At 64.3% G+C, this 19,984-nt stretch carries 20 protein-coding genes and 1 riboswitch; of the genes, 11 read left to right on the forward strand and 9 right to left on the reverse strand.

The window, feature by feature from the left end; translation table 11 throughout:
• The first annotated feature begins 65 nt into the window (after positions 1 to 65).
• The 3 genes from cobS to FJ949_RS27245 are packed head-to-tail and all read left to right on the forward strand — an operon-like array spanning position 66 to position 3,987.
• A complete protein-coding gene (gene cobS / locus FJ949_RS27235; RefSeq protein ID WP_140500761.1) occupies positions 66 to 1,052 on the forward strand; it encodes a cobaltochelatase subunit CobS in 987 nt (328 codons plus the stop codon).
• A gap of 11 nt (positions 1,053 to 1,063) precedes the next feature.
• Entirely contained in the window at positions 1,064 to 2,962 is a 1,899-nt protein-coding gene (gene cobT / locus FJ949_RS27240) for a cobaltochelatase subunit CobT (protein WP_140500762.1), read from the forward strand.
• Positions 2,959 to 3,987, forward strand: a complete 1,029-nt coding sequence (locus tag FJ949_RS27245; RefSeq protein ID WP_140500763.1) for an esterase-like activity of phytase family protein — start codon at positions 2,959 to 2,961, stop codon at positions 3,985 to 3,987. The genes cobT and FJ949_RS27245 overlap by 4 nt, the downstream gene beginning before the upstream one ends.
• Before the next feature lie 87 nt (positions 3,988 to 4,074).
• On the opposite strand, the gene FJ949_RS27250 is transcribed toward FJ949_RS27245, so the two are convergent.
• From FJ949_RS27250 to rpmB, 3 genes are all read right to left on the reverse strand, one after another.
• Positions 4,075 to 4,755, reverse strand: coding sequence for a hypothetical protein (locus FJ949_RS27250; protein ID WP_140500764.1), 681 nt, complete (start codon positions 4,753 to 4,755; stop codon positions 4,075 to 4,077).
• Positions 4,756 to 4,758: 3 nt separating this feature from the next.
• The gene (locus tag FJ949_RS27255; protein ID WP_140500765.1) at positions 4,759 to 5,442 is read right to left on the reverse strand and encodes a queuosine precursor transporter; all 684 of its coding nucleotides are present in this window, start codon (positions 5,440 to 5,442) and stop codon (positions 4,759 to 4,761) included.
• Positions 5,443 to 5,606: 164 nt separating this feature from the next.
• Positions 5,607 to 5,903 (reverse strand): 50S ribosomal protein L28, encoded by a 297-nt coding sequence (gene rpmB / locus FJ949_RS27260; RefSeq protein WP_140500766.1) that lies wholly within the window; start codon positions 5,901 to 5,903, stop codon positions 5,607 to 5,609.
• Positions 5,904 to 6,155: 252 nt separating this feature from the next.
• Between rpmB and FJ949_RS27265 the strand changes: the two genes are divergently transcribed.
• The 3 genes from FJ949_RS27265 to FJ949_RS27275 are packed head-to-tail and all read left to right on the forward strand — an operon-like array spanning position 6,156 to position 8,578.
• The gene (locus FJ949_RS27265) at positions 6,156 to 6,944 is read left to right on the forward strand and encodes a DUF3108 domain-containing protein (protein ID WP_140500767.1); all 789 of its coding nucleotides are present in this window, start codon (positions 6,156 to 6,158) and stop codon (positions 6,942 to 6,944) included.
• A 27-nt stretch (positions 6,945 to 6,971) separates the two neighbouring features.
• Positions 6,972 to 7,907, forward strand: coding sequence for an EamA family transporter (locus FJ949_RS27270; protein ID WP_140500768.1), 936 nt, complete (start codon positions 6,972 to 6,974; stop codon positions 7,905 to 7,907).
• Positions 7,904 to 8,578 (forward strand): lysoplasmalogenase family protein, encoded by a 675-nt coding sequence (locus FJ949_RS27275; protein ID WP_140500769.1) that lies wholly within the window; start codon positions 7,904 to 7,906, stop codon positions 8,576 to 8,578. Before FJ949_RS27270 ends, FJ949_RS27275 begins: the two co-directional genes overlap by 4 nt.
• 15 nt (positions 8,579 to 8,593) lie before the next feature.
• On the opposite strand, the gene FJ949_RS27280 is transcribed toward FJ949_RS27275, so the two are convergent.
• Entirely contained in the window at positions 8,594 to 9,034 is a 441-nt protein-coding gene (locus FJ949_RS27280; protein WP_140500770.1) for a cupin domain-containing protein, read from the reverse strand.
• A gap of 23 nt (positions 9,035 to 9,057) precedes the next feature.
• The gene (gene gloB / locus FJ949_RS27285) at positions 9,058 to 9,825 is read right to left on the reverse strand and encodes a hydroxyacylglutathione hydrolase (protein ID WP_140500771.1); all 768 of its coding nucleotides are present in this window, start codon (positions 9,823 to 9,825) and stop codon (positions 9,058 to 9,060) included.
• Positions 9,826 to 9,978: 153 nt separating this feature from the next.
• Between gloB and FJ949_RS27290 the strand changes: the two genes are divergently transcribed.
• The 3 genes from FJ949_RS27290 to FJ949_RS27300 all read left to right on the forward strand — a co-directional run bounded on the left by FJ949_RS27290 (position 9,979) and on the right by FJ949_RS27300 (position 13,639).
• Positions 9,979 to 10,767: a methyltransferase domain-containing protein gene (locus FJ949_RS27290; RefSeq protein WP_140500772.1), complete on the forward strand. Its 789-nt coding sequence runs from the start codon at positions 9,979 to 9,981 to the stop codon at positions 10,765 to 10,767.
• Positions 10,768 to 10,906: 139 nt separating this feature from the next.
• Complete coding sequence (locus FJ949_RS27295) at positions 10,907 to 12,730, forward strand: ABC transporter ATP-binding protein/permease (RefSeq protein WP_140500773.1); 1,824 nt, start codon at positions 10,907 to 10,909, stop codon at positions 12,728 to 12,730.
• 105 nt (positions 12,731 to 12,835) lie between these two features.
• A complete protein-coding gene (locus tag FJ949_RS27300; protein WP_140500774.1) occupies positions 12,836 to 13,639 on the forward strand; it encodes a DUF1194 domain-containing protein in 804 nt (267 codons plus the stop codon).
• Positions 13,640 to 13,750: 111 nt separating this feature from the next.
• On the opposite strand, the gene metW is transcribed toward FJ949_RS27300, so the two are convergent.
• Together metW and FJ949_RS27310 are read right to left on the reverse strand one after the other, a co-directional pair.
• Positions 13,751 to 14,365 carry a methionine biosynthesis protein MetW gene (gene metW / locus FJ949_RS27305; protein WP_140500775.1) on the reverse strand — a complete coding sequence of 205 codons (615 nt, stop codon included), beginning with the start codon at positions 14,363 to 14,365 and terminating at the stop codon, positions 13,751 to 13,753.
• 58 nt (positions 14,366 to 14,423) lie between these two features.
• Positions 14,424 to 15,593 (reverse strand): homoserine O-acetyltransferase, encoded by a 1,170-nt coding sequence (locus FJ949_RS27310; RefSeq protein WP_140500776.1) that lies wholly within the window; start codon positions 15,591 to 15,593, stop codon positions 14,424 to 14,426.
• A 119-nt stretch (positions 15,594 to 15,712) separates the two neighbouring features.
• Positions 15,713 to 15,790: riboswitch (SAM riboswitch) on the reverse strand.
• 136 nt (positions 15,791 to 15,926) lie between these two features.
• Here FJ949_RS27310 and hisC point away from each other — a divergent pair.
• On the forward strand, positions 15,927 to 17,036 hold the full coding sequence (hisC, locus tag FJ949_RS27315) for a histidinol-phosphate transaminase (RefSeq protein ID WP_140500777.1): 1,110 nt from the start codon (positions 15,927 to 15,929) through the stop codon (positions 17,034 to 17,036).
• 6 nt (positions 17,037 to 17,042) lie between these two features.
• Positions 17,043 to 17,978, forward strand: coding sequence for a prephenate/arogenate dehydrogenase family protein (locus tag FJ949_RS27320; protein WP_181167284.1), 936 nt, complete (start codon positions 17,043 to 17,045; stop codon positions 17,976 to 17,978).
• Here FJ949_RS27320 and FJ949_RS27325 read toward each other — a convergent pair.
• Together FJ949_RS27325 and FJ949_RS27330 are read right to left on the reverse strand one after the other, a co-directional pair.
• Complete coding sequence (locus FJ949_RS27325) at positions 17,975 to 18,904, reverse strand: sugar kinase (RefSeq protein WP_140500779.1); 930 nt, start codon at positions 18,902 to 18,904, stop codon at positions 17,975 to 17,977. The genes FJ949_RS27320 and FJ949_RS27325 overlap by 4 nt on opposite strands.
• Positions 18,905 to 18,913: 9 nt before the next feature.
• The gene (locus FJ949_RS27330; RefSeq protein WP_140500780.1) at positions 18,914 to 19,912 is read right to left on the reverse strand and encodes a DUF2125 domain-containing protein; all 999 of its coding nucleotides are present in this window, start codon (positions 19,910 to 19,912) and stop codon (positions 18,914 to 18,916) included.
• Positions 19,913 to 19,984 lie beyond the last annotated feature (72 nt).

Here is a 19,984-nt window from a genome sequence, read left to right on the forward strand (position 1 = left end):
CCGCCCCCGGAGAAAATCGATTGCCGGCGAAATCAGTCGTTTCGCCCGTGGAGACGTGGATAGAGATGAACAAGGTCGATCGCGACATCGCCAACCTGCCCGACACCACGGTGTCGGTGAAGGACAAATTCGGCTTCGACTCCAAGATGGTGGTGCCGGCCTATTCGGTCACCAGCGAACATGTGCCCGACATCGATCCCGACTATCTTTTCGACAAGGCGACGACGATGGCGATCCTCGCCGGCTTCGCCTACAACCGGCGCGTCATGGTCTCGGGCTATCACGGCACCGGCAAATCGACCCACATCGAGCAGGTCGCGGCCCGCCTCAACTGGCCTTGCGTGCGCGTCAATCTCGACAGCCATGTCAGCCGCATCGACCTCGTCGGCAAGGACGCGATCGTGGTCAAGGACGGCTTGCAGATCACCGAATTCCGCGACGGTATCCTGCCTTGGGCTTATCAGCACAATGTGGCGCTGTGCTTCGACGAATATGACGCCGGCCGTCCGGACGTGATGTTCGTGATCCAGCGCGTGCTGGAATCGTCGGGTCGGCTGACGCTGCTCGACCAGAGCCGCGTCATCCGTCCGCATCCGGCGTTCCGGCTGTTCTCGACCGCCAACACGGTCGGGTTGGGCGACACCACCGGCCTCTACCACGGCACCCAACAGATCAACCAGGCGCAGATGGACCGCTGGTCGATCGTCACCACGCTGAACTACCTGCCGCACGACAACGAGGTGAACATCGTGCTGGCCAAGGCCAAGCACTATCGCGACGGCAAGGGCAAGGACATCGTCAACAAGATGGTGCGCGTCGCCGACATGACGCGCTCGGCGTTCATCAATGGCGATCTGTCGACCGTGATGAGCCCGCGTACCGTCATCACCTGGGCGGAGAATGCCGAGATCTTCGGCAATATCGGCATGGCGTTCCGGCTGACCTTCCTCAACAAATGCGACGAACTGGAGCGCTCGGTGGTGGCCGAGTTCTACCAGCGCGCCTTCGGCGAGGATCTGCCGGAGAGCGCCGCCAATGTGGTGCTGGGCTAAGCAGAGCCTCGATGGCGGGTCCGGGCGACAATACGCGCAACAAGTCGAAGACGGGCTCTGAAGCCGACAGCTTCAAGCGTGCCGTCACCGTCTGCATGCGCGCCATCGCCGGCGACAAGGAGCTGGAAGTCGGCTTCGCCAAGGACCGCCCGGCGCTCGCCGGCAGCCGCGCCCGGCTGCCGGAATTGCCCAAGAAGGCGTCCAAGACCGACATAGCCATCACCCGCGGCCTCGGCGATTCCATGGCGCTCAAGCGCGCCTGCCATGACGTGCGCATCCACAGCAGACTGGCGCCGGAAGGCAAGGCGGCCCGCGCCATCTACGACGCGGTCGAGCAGGCGCGCGTCGAGGCGATCGGCAGCCGCGCCATGCAAGGGGTCGCCGACAATATAGGCTCGATGCTGGAGGACAAATACGCCAAGGCCAATCTCGTCGACGTCAAGGACAAGGCCGACGCCCCGATCGAGGAGGCGCTGGCGCTGATGGTGCGCGAGAAGCTGACCGGCCGGCCGATCCCCAAGAGCGGCGAGCGGCTGGTCGAGCTCTGGCGCCCCTGGGTAGAGGAAAAGGCCAGCGCCGACCTCGACGGGCTGTCGTCCAAGCTCGACGACCAGCAGGCCTTCGCCCGCGTCGTGCGTGAAATGCTCGCCTCCATGGAAATGGCCGAGGAACTCGGCGACGAGCAGGAGACAGAAGATTCAGAGGACAATGACGACAACCAGCCGCAAGGCGAGGAACAGAGCGAGGAAGGCGGCGAGGACGATTCCGGCTCCGAACAGTCGCAGTCCGAAGATGCCGAGGCTTCCTCTGACGACGAGCAGTCGGCCGAGACCGAAGCCTCCGACGCCACTGCCGACGATTTGTCCGACGACGACGATGCCGATGCCGAGACGCCCGGCGAGGCGCGCCGCAACGACAACCCTTTCACCAACCTTCCGAAGGAGATCGATTACAAGGTCTTCACGTCAGCTTTCGACGAGACGGTGGGGGCGGAGGAGCTTTGCGAGGAAGAAGAGCTCGACCGGCTGCGCGCCTTTCTCGACAAGCAACTCGCCAACCTGTCCGGCGTCGTCGGCCGGCTGGCCAACCGTTTGCAGCGCCGCCTGATGGCGCAGCAGAACCGGTCGTGGGATTTCGACCTGGAGGAGGGCTATCTCGATCCGGCACGGTTGGTGCGCGTCGTCATCGATCCGATGCAGCCGCTGTCTTTCAAGCAGGAGCGCGACACCAAATTCCGCGACACGGTGGTGACGCTGGTGCTCGACAATTCGGGTTCCATGCGCGGCCGGCCGATCACCGTGGCCGCCACCTGCGCCGACATTCTGGCGCGCACGCTGGAACGCTGCGGCGTTTCGGTCGAGATTCTGGGCTTCACCACACGCGCCTGGAAAGGCGGGCAGGCCCGCGAGAAGTGGCTGAAGGACGGCAAGCCGCCGAATCCGGGTCGGCTGAACGACCTGCGCCACATCATCTACAAGTCGGCCGACCATCCCTGGCGGCGGGCACGGCGCAATCTCGGACTGATGATGCGCGAGGGCCTGCTCAAGGAAAACATCGACGGCGAGGCGCTGCTGTGGGCGCATAACCGGCTGATCGCCCGGCCGGAGCAGCGCAAGATCCTGATGATGATCTCGGACGGCGCGCCGGTCGACGATTCGACGCTGTCGGTCAATCCAGGCAATTATCTCGAGCGCCATCTGCGCGCCGTCATCGAACTGATCGAGACGCGCTCGCCGGTCGAGCTGCTTGCCATCGGCATCGGCCATGACGTCACCCGCTATTACCGGCGCGCCGTCACCATTGTCGATGCCGAGGAACTGGCCGGCGCCATGACCGAGCAATTGGCTTCGCTGTTCGCCGAGGAAAGCGCACGCGATACGCGGCGCGGCGGCATGCGGCGCGCCGGATGATCTTTTCGCACGGCGGATTTCGACAAGCACTTTTCGCCGCCATCGCCCTGTTTGCCGGTGCAGCCCCGGTGCCATCCAGTTCGGCCGGCGCGACCTCGGTTGAACCGGTCGAGGTCTTAGCCCGCCCGATCACCGAATTCCGTATAGGCCGTGCCGACAAGCAATTCGGTCCGCTCGAATTCGTCGGCGGGCTGGAGATGACGTCGCCGTCGCGCGATTTCGGCGCGCTGTCGGCCTTCCGTTTCCTGAAAGGCGGTCGCGACTTCGTCGGCGTCGCCGATACCGGATTCTGGTTCTTCGGCACCGTGACCCATGATGCGGACAAGCGCCCGTCAGGCATCGGGGACTTCCGCATGGAACAGATGGTCGATGCATCGGGCCAGCCGATCGACGAGAAATCGGAAGTCGATGCCGAGGGGCTTTCCGTCAAGGACGGCATTGCCACCGTGGGTTTCGAGCGCAACCATCGCGTCGCCCAGTTCAAAATTGGCCCCGACGATATGAAGGCGCCGTTCAGGCAGATGGATTTCCTGGTTCCGGCATGGGAGCTGCGCCGGAACCGAGGCTTCGAGACCGTCACCCACGCCAATGCCAATGGCCGCCACCAAGGCGGCCTGGTCGTGGTGTCGGAAAAGAGCTTGGACAAGGCCGGCAACATCTATGCCGCCATCATCGAAGGTCCGCACAAGGGCGTCTTCACCGTCAAGCGCAACGGCGATTTCGATATCACCGATGGGGCTTTCCTGCCGGATGGCGACCTTCTGCTGCTGGAGCGCAGTTTCACGATGGCAGGAGGTCTCAAGATGCGGCTGCGGCGCATTGATGGCGAGACCGTGGAGAAGGGCGCGGTCGCCGACGGTCCGGTGCTGCTGGAAGCCGATATGGGCTACCAGATCGACAATATGGAAGGGCTCGACGTCTGGAAGCGCGAAGACGGCGCGCTGATGGTGTCGCTGATCTCCGACGACAACCACTCGATCCTGCAGCGCAATCTCTATCTGGAATTCATTTTGCACCAGGACTGATTTGGCGCTCCAACTGCGAAGCTGAAGTTGAAGGTATTCAACGCCGGCTTCGATTTGGTCGGCTATTCATCAAATGACGGCGTCCGCTCAGGGTCGCGAGCCGTTGGTGGCGATCCAGATGACATGACGCGCGCCGCGCTTGCCGTTGGCGCGCGTGCTCACCTCCTCGACCGCGAAACCTGCCTGCTTCAGCCGCCGGGTGAAGCCGCTGTCCGGCCCTTGCGACCACACGGCAAGCACGCCGCCGGGCTTCAGTGCGGTGCGCGCTGCCGCCAGACCCTGCAGGCTGTACAGCGCGTCGTTGGATTTGTGAACGATGCCGTCCGGGCCGTTGTCGACATCGAGCAGGATGGCGTCCCAGACCGCGGGCCGGGATCTTATAAACTGCCCGACATCGGCCTCCCGGACGATGACGCGCGGATCGTCGAGACAGCCACCAAACAGTTCGGCCATCGGCCCTCGCGCCCACGCGATGACCGCCGGCACCAACTCCGCGACAGTGATTTCGGCATTCTCGCCCAACTCGGCGAGAGCGGCGCGCAGCGTAAAACCCATGCCAAGCCCGCCGATCAGCATTCTCGGCTGTCTGCGGCCGGCGATCCTCCGACAGGAGAGCCTGGCCAACGCTTCTTCCGAGCCGCTGAGGCGGCTGTTCATCAACTCGTTGGTGCCCAGCATGATCGAGAATTCGGAACCGCGCCGCTTGAGCCGAAGCTCCTGCGCGCCATCGGGGGTTTTCGCGGAGTCCAGCTGGATCCAGGGAATCACGGCCTAGACCGCAGCAACAGCCGGCTGGCTCCAGCGGGCGGCGAGCAGCCGATAGGGGATCAGTGCCACGACGGCGATGATCAGCTTCACGCTGAGGTCGCCAAGCGCCCAAGAGACCCAACGCATGGCCTCGACCGGCAGCACGCCCATCAGCGGCGCCGTTTCCAGCGCAAAACTGTCGCTTGGGCCAACGAAGGCGAAAGCCGCGGAGAAAGCGACGCTGAAGAACACGACGGTGTCGAACACCGAGCCGACCAGCGTGCCGACGATCGGCGCCCGCCACCAGCTCTGTCGGCGCAGACGGTTGAACACGGTCACGTCTAGCAATTGCGCGGTGAGGAAGGCCGCGCCGGACGCCGCCGCGATGCGCACCAGCCGGTCGGCGGCGGTCTCGAACTCGATGAAACCATGGCGGAACAGGAAGGGCGGCACGAGGACCGAGCAGACCACCGCCGTCATGAAGCCGACAAAGACGATCCGGCGCGCCACGGCAGGCCCGTAGCGGCGGTTGGCAAGGTCCGTGACCAGAAAGGAGAACGGGTAGGTGAACGCGCCCCAGGTGAGCAGGTCGGCCAGCGACAAGCCGCCGATCCGACCCTGCATCGGGAACTGCACGAGGATATTCGATGCCACGACGACAAGCGCCATGGCGGCCACGAAGGGCAGGTATCGCGAGAAGGAAGTCATTTTTTTATCCTGGGTAATGGAACCAGCGGAGCGTCATGCCGAAACCGGATCGCGCTCGCTTTGTTCGAGCATCGGATTTCCGAAACCGCCTTGCGGACGGCGACCCGATGTCCAAGGCCAACAAGAGGTTGGCCAGGGCGGTTGTCCCCCGCCTTGAAACGGTATTACGCCGCAGCCTGCTCGGCGAGCTTCTTGGCGATCTGCTTCTTCAAGAGGCGCGCGCGCTGCGACAGCTCCTTGACGTCAGCCTTGGCCAGGAAGGCGTCCAGACCGCCGCGATGCTCGACCGAACGCAGCGCGTTGGCGGAAATGCGCAGGCGCACATTCTGGTTCAGCGCTTCCGAAATCAGCGTCACATTGACGAGGTTCGGCAGGAAGCGACGCTTGGTCTTATTGTTGGCGTGGCTCACATTGTTGCCGGTCTGGACTGCCTTGGCAGTGAGTTCGCAGGTGCGGGACATGGTTCTAACCTTCAGTTCTCTCGGGGACCTGCCAAACCTTCGTGCCCACGCCGGGTGGCGCGCGGTTCTGGTCAAGCGGCCTTATGGAAAAAGTTGGCGTTCCATAGTTGCATTTCGCCCATGCGTCAAGCTCCAGCCTGGGCCCAGCGGCATTTCATACTAAGGCCGGAATTCGTCGTATAAGCGGTTCCATAGGGACATGCCAGACCGGAGTTGTCCGCCTCCGGTTGAAATCAAGGATCCGATCGCGCCATGCTTCGCTTGCCCCATGCCCTTGCCGCCGCGCTGGCCGTCGCCTCGCCGTCGCCTGCGACGGCCGCCTCGCCGCAGTCCTTCAGGGGCGAATACACAGTGTCGTTTCTCGGCCTTTCTATCGCGAAATCAAGCTTTTCAAGCCATTATGAGAACGGCGTCTACTCGATCGACGGCAGCGTTTCCGCGGCCGGTCTCGCCAAGCTGTTCGATGACACGCGCGGCACGATCTCGTCCAAGGGTACGATTTCGGGCCAGAAGATGGTGCCGCAGGCGTTCCGCGCGGACTACACTTCCGGCAAGAAAGCCTCCGCCATCGACATTCGTTTTGCCAATGGCAACGTCATCTCGACGACGGTCGTTCCCGCGCCGGAAAAGCGCGATCCCGACAGTTGGGTGCCGCTTGGCGCCGGCGACCTGGCATCGGTGCTCGATCCGATGGCGGCAACCGTCATCCATGCCGGCAGCCTCGACAAGGTCTGCGGCCGCACCGTGAGGCTGTATGACGGCGAGATGCGCGCCAACCTGACGCTGAGCTACGCTTCAAAAGGGTCGATCTCGGTGCCCGGCTACAAGGGCGACACGGTCACATGCCGGATGGGTTTCGAGCCGGTGGCGGGCTACCGCAAGGGCCGCAAGGCGCTCAACTACCTCAAGAACAAAAGCCGCATAATGGTGACATTTGCGCCGCTCGGCCAAACCGGGGTATATGCGCCGATCCGCGCGACGGTCGGGACGCAGATCGGCACCTTGACCATCAGCGCCAGGCGTTTCGAAGCAATACAATAAGGCGCCACGCGCGCCGCTGGAGACAGAATGGGGCGCGCGACACTGATCGGCTTTTCGGCCGTCGCCATGTGGGCACTGCTGGCGTTGCTTACGGACGCATCCGGCAAGGTGCCGCCGTTCCTCTTGTCGGCCATCACCTTCTCGATCGGCACCGGGGTCGGGCTTGTCGCGCGCCTTTTCATGCCGGCCGCGGATAGAAGCCAGAAGATACCGCGCCAGGTCTGGGTGATCGGCATTGCCGGCCTTTTCGGCTACCACTTCTTCTACTTCACAGCGCTGCGCAACGCGCCGGCGGTGGAGGCCAGCCTGATCGCCTATCTGTGGCCGCTGCTGATCGTGCTCGGCTCGGCGCTGATGCCGGGCGAGCGGTTGGCCTGGAACCATATCGTGGGCGCGCTGCTCGGCCTTGCCGGCACCGTGCTCATCGTCACCAAGGGCGGCGGCCTCGCCTTCGACGCGCGCTATGCCTTCGGCTACGCCATGGCTGCCGTCTGCGCCGTGCTGTGGTCGTCCTATTCGCTCCTGTCGCGGCGTTTCCCCTCGGTGCCGACCAGCATCGTCACTTGGTTCTGCGCGGCGACCGCGCTGTTGTCGCTTGCCTGCCATCTGGCGCTGGAAGAGACGGTGCTGCCCGCGAGTGCCGGGCAATGGCTTGCCGTGCTCGGGCTCGGCCTGATGCCAGTGGGGGCAGCCTTCTATGCCTGGGATGTCGGCGTCAAGCGCGGCAACATCCAGGTGCTGGGCGCGGCAAGCTATGCCGCGCCGCTCCTGTCGACGCTGGTGTTGATCGCGGCCGGCGTCGCCGAGCCGTCGCTGCGCATTGTCGCGGCCTGCGTGCTCATCACCGGGGGGGCCGCACTTGCGGCAAAGTCGCTGTTCCTGCGCAAGCCCGCTGCTTCCGAAAGCGGAGCCGGGGCATCCGAAAACGGAGCCGGGGCATCCGAAGGCGGAGCCCGGGCGTGACGATGCCGTTTCCAGGCGGCATCGACGCCAACGCCAATGCGACGCTGATCTTTTCGCTGGTGGCGGCGGTTGTCTACGCCTTCACATCAGGCATGGCGCCGACGCTCGCCCGTTCGGCGGCAAAAACGCTCGCCGTGGCCATGCTTGCCGTGCTGGCGGCGATGCAGGGCGGGCCGCTGCTACTGGTCGCCGCTCTTGCGCTGAGCGCCATCGGCGACGCCTTCCTGTCGCGGGATGGCGAAAAGATGTTTCTGGGCGGGCTGGGCAGCTTTCTCGCCGCGCATATCGTCTACGTCGTGCTGTTCCTGCGCAGCGGCGGGGGGATGGGAGTGCTGGGGGCCGAACCTTGGCGCGCGGCAATCGCACTTGCGATGGCGGTATTCGTTATTCTCATGCTGGCGGCGCTGTGGCGCCGCGTCGGCCCGGCCCTGCGAGCGCCGATCGCGGGCTATGTCGCGGCCATCCTCGCCATGGGCATTTCGGCGCTGACGACGAGCAGTGCCGCTGTTATCGGCGGTGCCGTGCTGTTCATGGCGTCCGACGCGCTGCTGGCCACGGAACGCTTCCTGGCGGCCGCCATTTCGCCACATCGCGCCTGGATGCGTTTGGCGGTCTGGGTGCTTTACTACGCCGCGCAGCTCGTGATCACGCTTGGTTTCCTGCTGCGCTAAGGGTTTCCGGCTGCGTCAGAGCTGTTTAGGCCGCCAACCAGGCTCCGCCAGTTCAAACGCCGCAAAGTCGAAGCCCGGCGCCACGGTGCAGCCGACCAGGGTCCACTCGCCCAGGCTGCGCGCCGATTGCCACCAGCCCGCCGGCACGACGATTTGCGGCCGCTCGCCGGCCGCAAGCTCGATGCCGAGCACCTGCTCGATCACCCGGTTAGCCTTTGGGCCGCCTTCTTCCCATATCGACAGCGCCAGCGGCGCGCCGGCGTAGAAGTGCCAGGCCTCGGCTGCATCCCTGACGCGATGCCAGGCGGAAACCTGGCCCTGCTCCAGCAGAAAATAGATCGCCGTCGAGTGGCCTCGAGCTCCGCCGCCACCGTCGCGAAAGGTTTCCGTGTACCAGCCGCCTTCCGGATGCGGCTTCATGCCAAGGATGACGATGATTTCTGCGGAACTCGTCATGGTTTCGACCAGTGTCGCTTGGCCTAGAAATTATCCTTGCGCTTGCGGATCTCGGCAAAAACCTCGACATCCGACGCCTTCTCCATGCCGAGATGCCTGCGGATTGCCGGATCGTGCCAGCGCAGGAAAGGGTTGGTCGACAATTCCTCGCCGATCGTGGTCGGCAGCGTCGGCTTGTTATCGGCGCGCAGCGCTTCAATTTTTGCCGCGCGTTCCCTCAATGCCGAATTGGTCCGGTCGACGCTCAGCGCGAAACGGGCGTTGGCGAGCGTGTATTCGTGCCCGCAATAGATCACGGTCGCGGCAGGCAGTGCCGCGAGCTTCTTCAGGGATCCATACATCACCGGCGGCTTGCATTCGAACAGCCGCCCGCAGCCGAGCGCGAACAGCGTGTCGGCGGTGAACGCCACTTTCGATGCCGGCAGGTGATAGGAGACGTGGCCGGCGGTGTGGCCGGGGGTGGCGATCACTTCGATGCGCTCCTCGCCGAGATGCAGGATCGAACCGTCCTCGACAGTGTCGTCAATGCCGGGAATCTTGGCCTTTTCGGCTTCGGGACCCACGATGCGCAGCTTGAAGCGCTGCTTCAGCGCCAGATTGGCCTCGACATGGTCGGCATGGTGATGCGTGGTCAGGATCATCGTCGGCGTCCAGCCGGTGTGCTTGACCGCAGCCAGGATCGCCGCTTCTTCCGGCGCATCGATAAGCGCGGTCTGACCGCTTTTGGGGTCATGCACCAGCACGCCGAAATTGTCGCTGCGGCACATGAACTGTTCGATTTCGACCGCCATCGCATCTCTCCATCTTTCGCCGCAGACATAGGACGCCGACGCGCGGATGTCATCCCGGAGATGACTAATGTCAGGATGTCATTCGACATCCGGGATCTCGGGACGTCGCGGCCTTTTGTTGAAACCCGCCGATATCGCGGCTACATCCCTGACATGCATTCCGACATCGTCGATCTCCGCTCCTTCTATTCGACAGCGCTCGGTCGCTTCGCCGAGCATTCGATCACCATGGCCTTGTCATCGATATGGGCCACCGTGCCCAATGAGCGGCTTGTCGGGCTCGGCTACACCTTGCCTTGGCTGGAACGGTTCGGCAGCGACGCCGAGCGGGTGTTCGCCTTCATGCCGGCGACGCAGGGCGCCGTGGTCTGGCCGGCGGCGGGACCGACGGCGACGGCTCTGGTTTTCGACGAGGAACTGCCGCTGGTCGATTCCTGCATCGACCGCATGCTGCTCGTGCATTCGCTCGAGCATGTCGAAAACCCGCGCGAAACGCTGAACGAGATCTGGCGCGTGCTGTCGCCGGCCGGCCGGGTGGTCATCGTCGTGCCCAACCGGCGCGGCGTCTGGGCGCGGTTCGAACATACGCCGTTCGGCAATGGCAGGCCCTTCTCGCGCGGTCAGCTCACCGAATTGCTGCGCGAGGCGAATTTCACGCCCGCCGCCTGGTCCGACGCCCTGTTCTTTCCGCCATCGCGGCGGCGTTTCATGATGCGCTTCCACAATATGCTGGAGCGCGCCGGCCGGCGGCTGTGGCCGATCTTCTCCGGCGTCATCGTGGTCGAGGCGCAGAAGCGGCTCTATCAGGGCGTGCCGGCCGCCCAGCGCGCTTCGCGACGCGTTTTCGTGCCGGTGCTTTCGCCGCATGCAGCAACGCGGCTCGGCCGGCGAATAGAGACCGGGGCCACGACATCGCCGAGTCCGCGAATGACACCTTCGTGATCATGCCGGAAACTTGCGCCGGACGGCATTTCGCGACCTATCTGTCGCTGACGGGCTCGCAGCCTGGCTGAGTGACCGGTGGCGTCACTACACTTCATCCGGTTTTCAGCACCGCTTTTGAACGCAAGGACTTCAGCTCATGGCCGATTATCCGGACAATGATGCCTCTGCCCGGCCTATCGCTGCGGTCGAAGCTTCGAGCCTGCGTGATCAGGTGGTGACGATCAAGCTGGCGCTTGCCGGGTCGCCGGTCCGCAAAAGGCTACGCTGGGCCTCCATCGGAATGGTTGCCGTCATTGTCGCGACCTCGATCGGCCAGGTTCTGCTCAACCGCTGGAACCAGCCTTTCTACGATGCGCTTGCACGCCGCGACATGCAGGCCTTCCTGCACCAGCTCGCCGTTTTTGCCGCGATTGCCGGTGGGCTTCTTGTGCTCAATGTCGGCCAGACCTGGCTCAATCAGACGATCCGGCTGAAGCTGCGCGAGGCGCTGACGCTCGATCTGATCGATGGATGGATGCGGCCGGCGCGCGCTTTTCGCCTGGCGCATGCAGGCGCCATCGGGGTCAATCCCGACCAGCGCATGCAGCAGGACGCGAGCCATCTTTCCGACCTGTCGACGGATCTTGGCGTTGGCCTGCTGCAATCCCTAATCCTGCTCGCCTCCTTCGTCGGCGTGTTATGGGAGCTGTCCTCGGGCTTCGTCTTCCATGTCGGCGGGACATCGCTCGCCATACCGGGCTACATGGTGTGGGCGGCCATCCTCTATGCCGGAACGGCTTCCTGGCTGAGCTGGCTGGTCGGACGGCCACTGATCCACCTCAACAGCGACCGCTACACACGCGAGGCGGAGCTGCGTTCCTCGATGGTGCGCGTCAACGAGAACATCGATGCCATCGCGCTCGCCCGAAGCGAGCCCGATGCCAGGCGGCGGCTGGAAACCGACCTGGGCACCGTGCTCGGCGCCATGCGACGCATCTATAACGCCCAGATCAATCTCGCCTGGGTGACGGACACCTATGGCTGGATCACCGTGGTGGCTCCCATCCTGGTCGCTTCGCCGGTCTATTTCGCGGGCGATATCAGCTTCGGCGGACTGATGATGGCGGTCGGCGCCTTCAATCAGGTCCATTCTTCATTGCGTTGGTTCATCAACAATATCGGCAGCATCGCCGATTGGCGCGCGACGCTGATGCGCGTCGCCGATTTCCGCATTGCGCTGGATGAGACCGATGTGCTGCACGGCCAGGAAAGGCGCATCGAATTCGGCGAGAATGCAAACGGCAAGCTGACCTTCGAGAAACTCGAAGTGGCCTCGCCGGAGGGCTGCACGAGGCTCGCCGACCAGCATGTCGAGATCCACGCCGGCGAACGCGTCATGCTCACCGGCGAGCCTGGCGCGGGCAAGACGCTGTTCTTTCGCGCCATTGCCGGCCTGTGGCCATGGGGGAGCGGGCGCATCGGCATGCCGGCGGGAGAGACGCCCATCTTCGTGCCGCGCACGCCTTACTTCCCAACCGCCACGCTGCGCGAAGTGCTCGACCGCGTGGACGGGGTTGCGCCGGCAAGCGATGCCGATATCTCAGCCGTGCTGGCCGAGATCGGCCTGGAACACCTGTCGTCGTCGCTCGGCCGCAGCGCGCGCTGGGAGCATGAACTGGCCGACGACGAACTGCGCCTGCTGGCCTTTGCCCGCCTCGTGCTGCGCCAACCAAAATGGGTGATCATCGATGAGGCTCTCGATGCCTTCGACGGACCGACACTGCGGCGGGTGTTGTCGATGCTGGAGAAGCGGCTGGGCGGGGCGACGATCCTCAATATAGGCCGCGGCCAGCACAACAATCAATTCTTCCCGCGCGCACTGACCATCGTGAAGGCGTCCGGCGTGCCGGCTCTGAAGCCCGCGCGCATAAGGGCAGGCGCGATCGAGCCGCCGCCGGCCGCTCCTCGCCGCAAGAAATAGCACTTCCGGCATCTATTCGGACCAGCCCGCGCCACGCCACGTGGCAGCTTTATTTCGCCGTGATCGCGAGGGAAGATCGCACCGGAAACATAGCTTGAGCCGGCCATGCTTGATGCTCTCAGCCTGCTTGCCTGCCTGGCCTGCACCGAGGCCGCCGTGACTGCGCCTGCGCCGGATAGTCTGGCCGTTGATGTCCAACTGGTGCTGGCGGTCGATATCTCATTGTCGATGGACGAGAAGGAGTTCGCCCTGCAGCGCGCCGGCTATGTGGAGGCGCTGCGTCATCCCGACTTCATCAAGGCGGTCCGCGCCGGGAACGCCGGTCGCATCGCGCTCACCTATTTCGAATGGGCCGGCACTGTGCGCGACGACGCGCTCATCGGCTGGCAGGTCATCGACGGCGCTGAGAGCGCCAACGCTTTTGCCGACAAGATTGCAGCCCGCCCGTTCCGCAGCTTCCGCGGCACGTCGATCTCCGGCGCGCTCGCCTTCGGTGCAGGGCTTTTCGACCGCACTACTTTCGAAAGCGAACGCAGCGTCATCGATATTTCCGGTGACGGACCAAACAATATCGGGCTGCCCGTCACCGCCACGCGGGATGCGGCAAACGCCAGAGGCATCGTCATCAACGGCCTGCCGATCCTGATCAATCCATCGCCCACCTTCAGCCACCTCGACCGGTATTACGCCCAGTGCGTCACCGGCGGGCCGGGCTCCTTCGTGCTGCCGATTTATACAGCCGCCGAATTTTCGACGGCAATCCGGCGCAAGCTGATTCTCGAAGTGAGCGGCGTTCAGAACGAGACCAGGATCATTCCCGCCGAAGCCGAGGCTCCGATGGACTGCCTGCAAGGCGAACGCGACAGACGGTTCTTGTCGGATCCGTATTTCCCGGAGCTCGATCGCTGAGCCTTGGCCGGGCTATGCGTTCCAACCTGCTGATGACCTTCGTCGCAGAGATCAGCCTGCAGCTCGACTTCGCCCGAAAAGGGGGTGTCATAGCCACCTCCGGGATGGCCCTTATCGCTTCAACAAGAACACCGCTTGCTGGCCGAAGAAGTTCCAGAACCACCATGGCATCGACAGGCCGATCTTCTGGCCGTTGGCGTCGAGCGCGGTCGCCCTTTCCACGGTCGCGCCAAGCTCCTCGCACAGATTGACGAAGTCGCGGATGGTGCAGAAGTGGATATTTGGCGTGTCGTACCAGGAATAGGGCAGGTCCTTGGTCACCGGCATGCGGCCCTTGACGAACAGCGACAGGCGCACCCGCCAGTGGCCGAAATTGGGGAAGGAAACGATGGCGTGTTCGCCGATCCTGAGCAGTTCGTCGAGAACGAGCTTCGGGTTGCGGGTCGCCTGCAAGGTCTGCGACAGGACGACGAAATCAAAACCCTTGTCGGGATAGAATTCGAGATCCTTGTCGGCGTCGCCCTGAACGACGGAAAGGCCGCGCGCCACGCATTCGTTGACACCGCGCTGCGACAGCTCCAGTCCGCGGCCGTCGATCTGCTTGGTTTCCTGCAAAAGCTCGAGCAGCGAGCCGTCGCCGGAGCCGACGTCCAGCACCCGCGATTGCGGCGGGATCAGACCGGCGATCACCTCGAGATCGACGCGCTGGGCGCGGTTGACGCTCATGGCTTGCCCCTTGTCGTGGTGCGTGACCCTTGATGGACAGGTCTGCAATTTTGCGGGGTCATGCGCCGAGCCCTCTCGCTCGCGCGGCCGAGCCGATGAAGCCATTGATGGCGGCGAACAGTTCCGGCTCGTCAAGCAGGAAGGCGTCGTGCCCGCGATCGGTCTCGATCTCGACGAAGGACACCGACGCGCCGGCGGCATTCAGCGCATGGACGATCGAGCGGCTCTCCTCTGTCGGAAACAGCCAATCCGAGGTGAACGAAACCAGGCAGAAGCGTGTCTTGGTGCCGGCAAAAGCATCGGCCAGCCTGCCGCCATGGTCGGCGGCGAGGTCGAAATAGTCCATGGACCGCGTCATGTAGAGATAGGAATTGGCGTCGAAGCGGTCGACGAAAGTCATGCCTTGGTGACGCAGATAGCTCTCGATCTGGAAGTCGGCGTCGAAGCCGAAGGTCAGAGCTTCGCGGTCCTGCAGGTTGCGGCCGAACTTCCGGTGCAAGGCGGCTTCCGACAGGTAGGTGATGTGGGCGGCCATGCGCGCCACGGCGAGCCCCTTTTCCGGGCGTTTGCCGTGGTCGAAATACTTGCCGCCATGCCATTCTGGGTCCGCCATCACGGCCTGCCGGCCGACCTCGTGGAAAGCGATGTTCTGCGAGGAATGACGCGCGCCGGTGGCGATCGGCAGCGCCGAGAAAACACGCTCCGGATAGCTCGACGCCCATTGCAGCACCTGCATGCCGCCCATCGACCCGCCGAGCACGCAAAACAGTTTTTCGATGCCGAAATGGTCGATCAGCATCTGCTGGGCACGCACCATGTCGCGGATGGTGATGACCGGAAGGTCGAGCCCATAGGGCTTGCCGGTGGCGGGACTGGTGGAGGCCGGGCCGGTGGAACCGAGGCAGCCGCCGATGACGTTTGAGCAGATGACGAAGAAGCGGTTGGTGTCGATGATCTTGCCGGGTCCGATCAGCACTTCCCACCAACCCGGCTTGCCGGTCACCGGATTGGTGCTGGCCACATGCTGGTCGCCGGTCAATGCGTGGCAGACGAGAATGGCGTTTGAACGGGCGTCGTTCAGCGTGCCGTAGGTCTGGTAGGCGATCTGGAACGGCGACAGCAGCGTGCCGGCGTCGAGCTTGAGCGGCTTGTCGGCGCCGAAGCGCACGACCGGGCTCGACGGTTGGTCTGCCTCGTTGTTGGTTCTGCCAGCGCGCTGAGCGGCCATCTCGTCTCTCTTGCTGCACCTTGCCTTTGCGGAAATCGCTGCCGATCTCCGCGCCGCCGATGCGTTCGTCCGGCCGATCGCGGACAACAAAAAACCGGCATTGCCTTCGCAAAGCCGGTTACGTCGCGCAAACGGCCCTTTAGCGAATTGTTTAACGTGGCTGCAAGCCGACCGGCCAAATCACCACGGAACTGTCGATGCCCTTCTAGAACTCACCTGCCTCGCCGTCAATGCCGCTTGCTGGCACCACTGCCACCTCTCGACATTGCCGGCCATGGCTTGTATTTCCGCAGCGGCTTCCAGGATGGAGGCGTTCTCGACGGATTTTGCGATATGAGCCAGACCTCGGACAAGACACGTCCAACCCCGCGCGCGGGCATCATGGACATCCAGGCCTATGTGCCGGGCAAGAGCTCGGCCCCCGCCGGGGTGGACAAGGTCCACAAGCTGTCGTCGAACGAGAACCCGCTCGGCCCCTCGCCGAAGGCAATCGAGGCCGCGCGCGAGGTCGCCGCCAAGCTCGACGTCTATCCCGACGGCACCGCCCGGCGCCTGCGCGAAGCAATCGCCGAGGTGCATGGTCTGAACGCACAGAACATCATCTGTTCCAACGGCTCCGACGAGATCCTCGGCCTGCTGGCGCAGACTTATCTGGCGCCCGGCGACGAGGCCATATTCACCGAACACGCCTTCATGGTCTACAAGATCTACATCCAGTCGGCGGGTGCGACGCCTGTCGCGGTCAAGGAGACCGAGGAGCGCGCCGACATCGATGCGATCCTGGCGGCCGTCACGCCACGTACGAAGATCGTGTTCCTCGCCAATCCCAACAATCCAACCGGCACTTACGTGCCGTTCCAGGAGGTGCGCCGCCTGCATGCCGGCCTGCCGAAGAACGTGCTTCTGGTGCTCGATGCCGCCTATGCCGAATATGTCAGGCGCAACGACTATGAGGCCGGCATCGAGCTCGCGGGCAGCTCTCAGAACGTGGTCATGACCCGCACCTTCTCCAAGATCGGACTTGGCGGGGCGCGGATCGGATGGATGTATGGGCCGATGCACATCGTCGACGCGATCAACCGCATACGCGGTCCCTTCAACGTCAATGCGACGGCGATCGAGGCCGGCATCGCCGCCGTCCGCGACCGCGCCCATATCGAGCGTAGCGTCGCGCATAACGAGACCTGGCTGGCCTGGCTGAGCGAACAGATGACCGGGCTCGGGTTGCGGGTGACGCCGAGCGTCGGCAATTTCCTCCTCATTCATTTTCCTGACGACGGCAAGCATTCGGCCGCGGCGGCGGACGATTATCTCACCCAGCGCGGCTACATACTGCGGCGTGTTTCGGGCTATGGCTTTCCCAACGCACTGCGTATGACGGTCGGCACCGAAGAGGCCAATCGCGGCGTTGTCGCGGCACTCACGACATTCCTGAAAAGCTAGAACGCCATGGCATCACCGATGTTCGAAAAGATCGCGCTGGTCGGCATCGGCCTGATTGGCTCGTCGCTGGCCCGCGTCATCCGCCGCGAGGGCCTGGCCGGCCATGTCGCCATCTCGACGCGCAGCGCCGCGACGCTGGCGCGGGCGCAAGAGCTTGGGCTGGGCTCCTCCTACGCCATAGATGCCAAGGAAGCGGTCCGCGATGCCGACCTGGTTATCGTCTCGGTGCCGGTCGGCTCGTCCGGCGCGGTGGCGCAAGAGATCGCGCCGGCGCTGAAGAGGGGCGCCATCGTCACCGATGTCGGCTCGACCAAGGCTTCCGTGATCGCACAGATGCAGCCGCATATACCCGGTGGGGTGCATTTCATTCCCGGCCATCCGCTGGCCGGCACGGAGAAATCTGGGCCCGATGCCGGTTTCGCCGATCTGTTCGACAACCGCTGGTGCATTTTCACCCCGCTGCCGGACACGGATCCGGACGCGCTGGAAAGGCTTTCCGAATTCTGGCGCCGTTGTGGCGCCAACATCGACACGATGGATCCGCAGCATCACGACATGACGCTGGCCATCGTCTCGCATTTGCCGCACATCATCGCCTACAACATCGTCGGCACCGCCGATGACCTGGAATCGGTGACCAAGACGGAAGTCATCAAATATTCCGCTTCCGGTTTCCGCGACTTCACGCGCCTCGCCGCCTCCGATCCGACCATGTGGCGGGACGTGTGCCTGCACAACAAGGACGCGATCCTGGAAATGCTGGCGCGGTTCTCGGAGGATCTGGCTTTTCTGCAGCGGGCGATCCGCTGGGGCGACGGCGACAAGCTGTTCGACCTGTTCACCCGCACCCGCGCCGTGCGACGCTCGATCATCGAGGCCGGCCAGGACATCGACGTGCCGGATTTCGGCCGCCAGGCGGTCGAGCATCCAGCGAAGAACTAGGCTCCTTCAGGCCAGGTCGCCGCCATCATCGCCAGTGTCTCGGCCCGGTCCGGCGCACCCAGCCTGCCGCCGAAGCGCTGACATTTGAGCGCCGCGGCCGCGCTGGCAAAGCGCAGCGCCTGCTCGATCGGCATGGCTTGCGCCAACCCCGCGGCGAAGGCACCGTGAAAGACGTCGCCGGCTGCCAGCGTATCCACCACCTTGACCCTTGGCGCAGCGACGTGACGTACGCAACCGGCCTGCCTGTCGTACCACCAGGTCCCGGCGCCGCCGGCGGTTACCGCGACGAAAGCGTCGGTGCACGAGGCAAGGTCGGCGCATGCGGCCTGCGGGTCCAGCGCCTGGCCGCAGACGATGCGCGCCGCCGGTTCGGAGGCGACGATGTGCGAGGCGAGCGGCAACAGCCGCTCCAGCACTGCCAATGGCGCGGTGTCGGCATCGAGGATCCCAGGGCGGCGGGCAGCGCGCGCAGCGCTGAGCGCCAGCGCTGCCGCACCCGGCCAGCGCACATCGACCAGCACGGCATCGAAAGCGGTGAGATCGGCGACCGGCAAGCCGTCGGGATCGGCCTGGGCGCGCTGATCGTAGAAAGGCACGATGATGCGCTCGCCATGGCCATCGACGAGGATCGCGGCCAGCGCCGAGGACGCTCTGGGGACGCGACGGACAAGGCTGCAATCGACGCCCTCCGCCTCTATGCCCGATATCAGCTGGTCGCCGACCTGATCATCGCCGGCGCTCGCCCAAAGCCACACTTCGGCGCCCAGCCGGCGTGCGGCGCAGGCGGCACTCGTGGCCATGCCGGAAGCGATCTGGACGCCATCGGCGGCCATGAACTTGCCCTGATGGATGGGCAGCGCTTCGACGCGAAGAATGGTGTCGAGCGTCAGCGCGCCGACGCTCAGGAGTTTTGCCGGTCTGTCCATTGGGGATGCTTAGTCGACCGGCTTGATCTTGCCCAGCGGGATAAAGCCGAGCGAGGCCTTGCCCTTGACCACCTTGAGCGGCATCGACGGTTCGTTGCCGAGCAGCGCCAGGGCGGCAAAGCCTTGTTCGATCTGGTTCTTCTGCTCGGGTATGGCGGCGCCGAGAATGGCGGCCACGGCTTTCGGGTCTTTCAGTCTGATCATCAGATCGGCATCGACCAGGCCCTCGGCGTCGACCGACAGCGGCCCGGAAACGGTGACGTGCGCCGTGCCCGACGACAAATCGAGCCTGCGGATCTCGACGGCCTGGCCGCGCAGGCTTTTCAGTTGCGTGCCGATCAGGGCCAGGCCGTTCTTCAGCGTCGCCTTGCCACTGGCGTCGAGCGGCGGCAGGACGCGGCCCCCGATCGCATCGGGGTCGATCTCCAGATCGCCGAAGCTGCCGATATAGTCGATATCCCTGCCGTTCGGCTGCAGCTGGCCCGCCGCCTTGCCGGCGCTGAACAGTTGCACCGGATCGGTGTCGTCGGCCGGATCGGTCTGGCCGGACAGGCCCTCGGCCGTGAGCGAAATGCGTCGCGGCAGCGGCCATGAGAGCTTGACGTTGGCCTTAAGATCATCCCAGTCGATCCACAGCGGCACCATGCCCGGAACCGAGGTCCTGAGCGGACCGCGCAGGTCCGCGACCGGCGACAGCGGCTGGATGATCTGGGCGACGGCGTTGAAGGAGCCGGCAGAGGCGGCAAGGTTCTTGGCGTCGTCCTCATAAGCAAGATTGTCGCAGGAGACGGCGAAGCTCAGGGGATAACCGCTGACCTGGAGATTGGCGCAGCCGGCCTCGATGCCACTCTTGTTGAGCGTGGCGATCGCCTTGTCGGCTTCGCTCCGGACCCTGTCGGCGAGATAGAACCAGCCGCCGCTGTAGATGGCGAACAGCGCGATGACAAACGCTGCAAGCCAGAACAGGCGGCGGCGATGCTTCGGCTGGCGTTCGTCAGTGGACGTCATGCTGCGGTTCTCGTTCACGCATGGGGGCTGTGGGCGGGCTGTCGATTCTGGCAACGACAATAGGTAGACAGA

The organism is Mesorhizobium sp. B2-4-1 (assembly GCF_006442185.1).
Classification (GTDB): Bacteria; Pseudomonadota; Alphaproteobacteria; order Rhizobiales; family Rhizobiaceae; genus Mesorhizobium.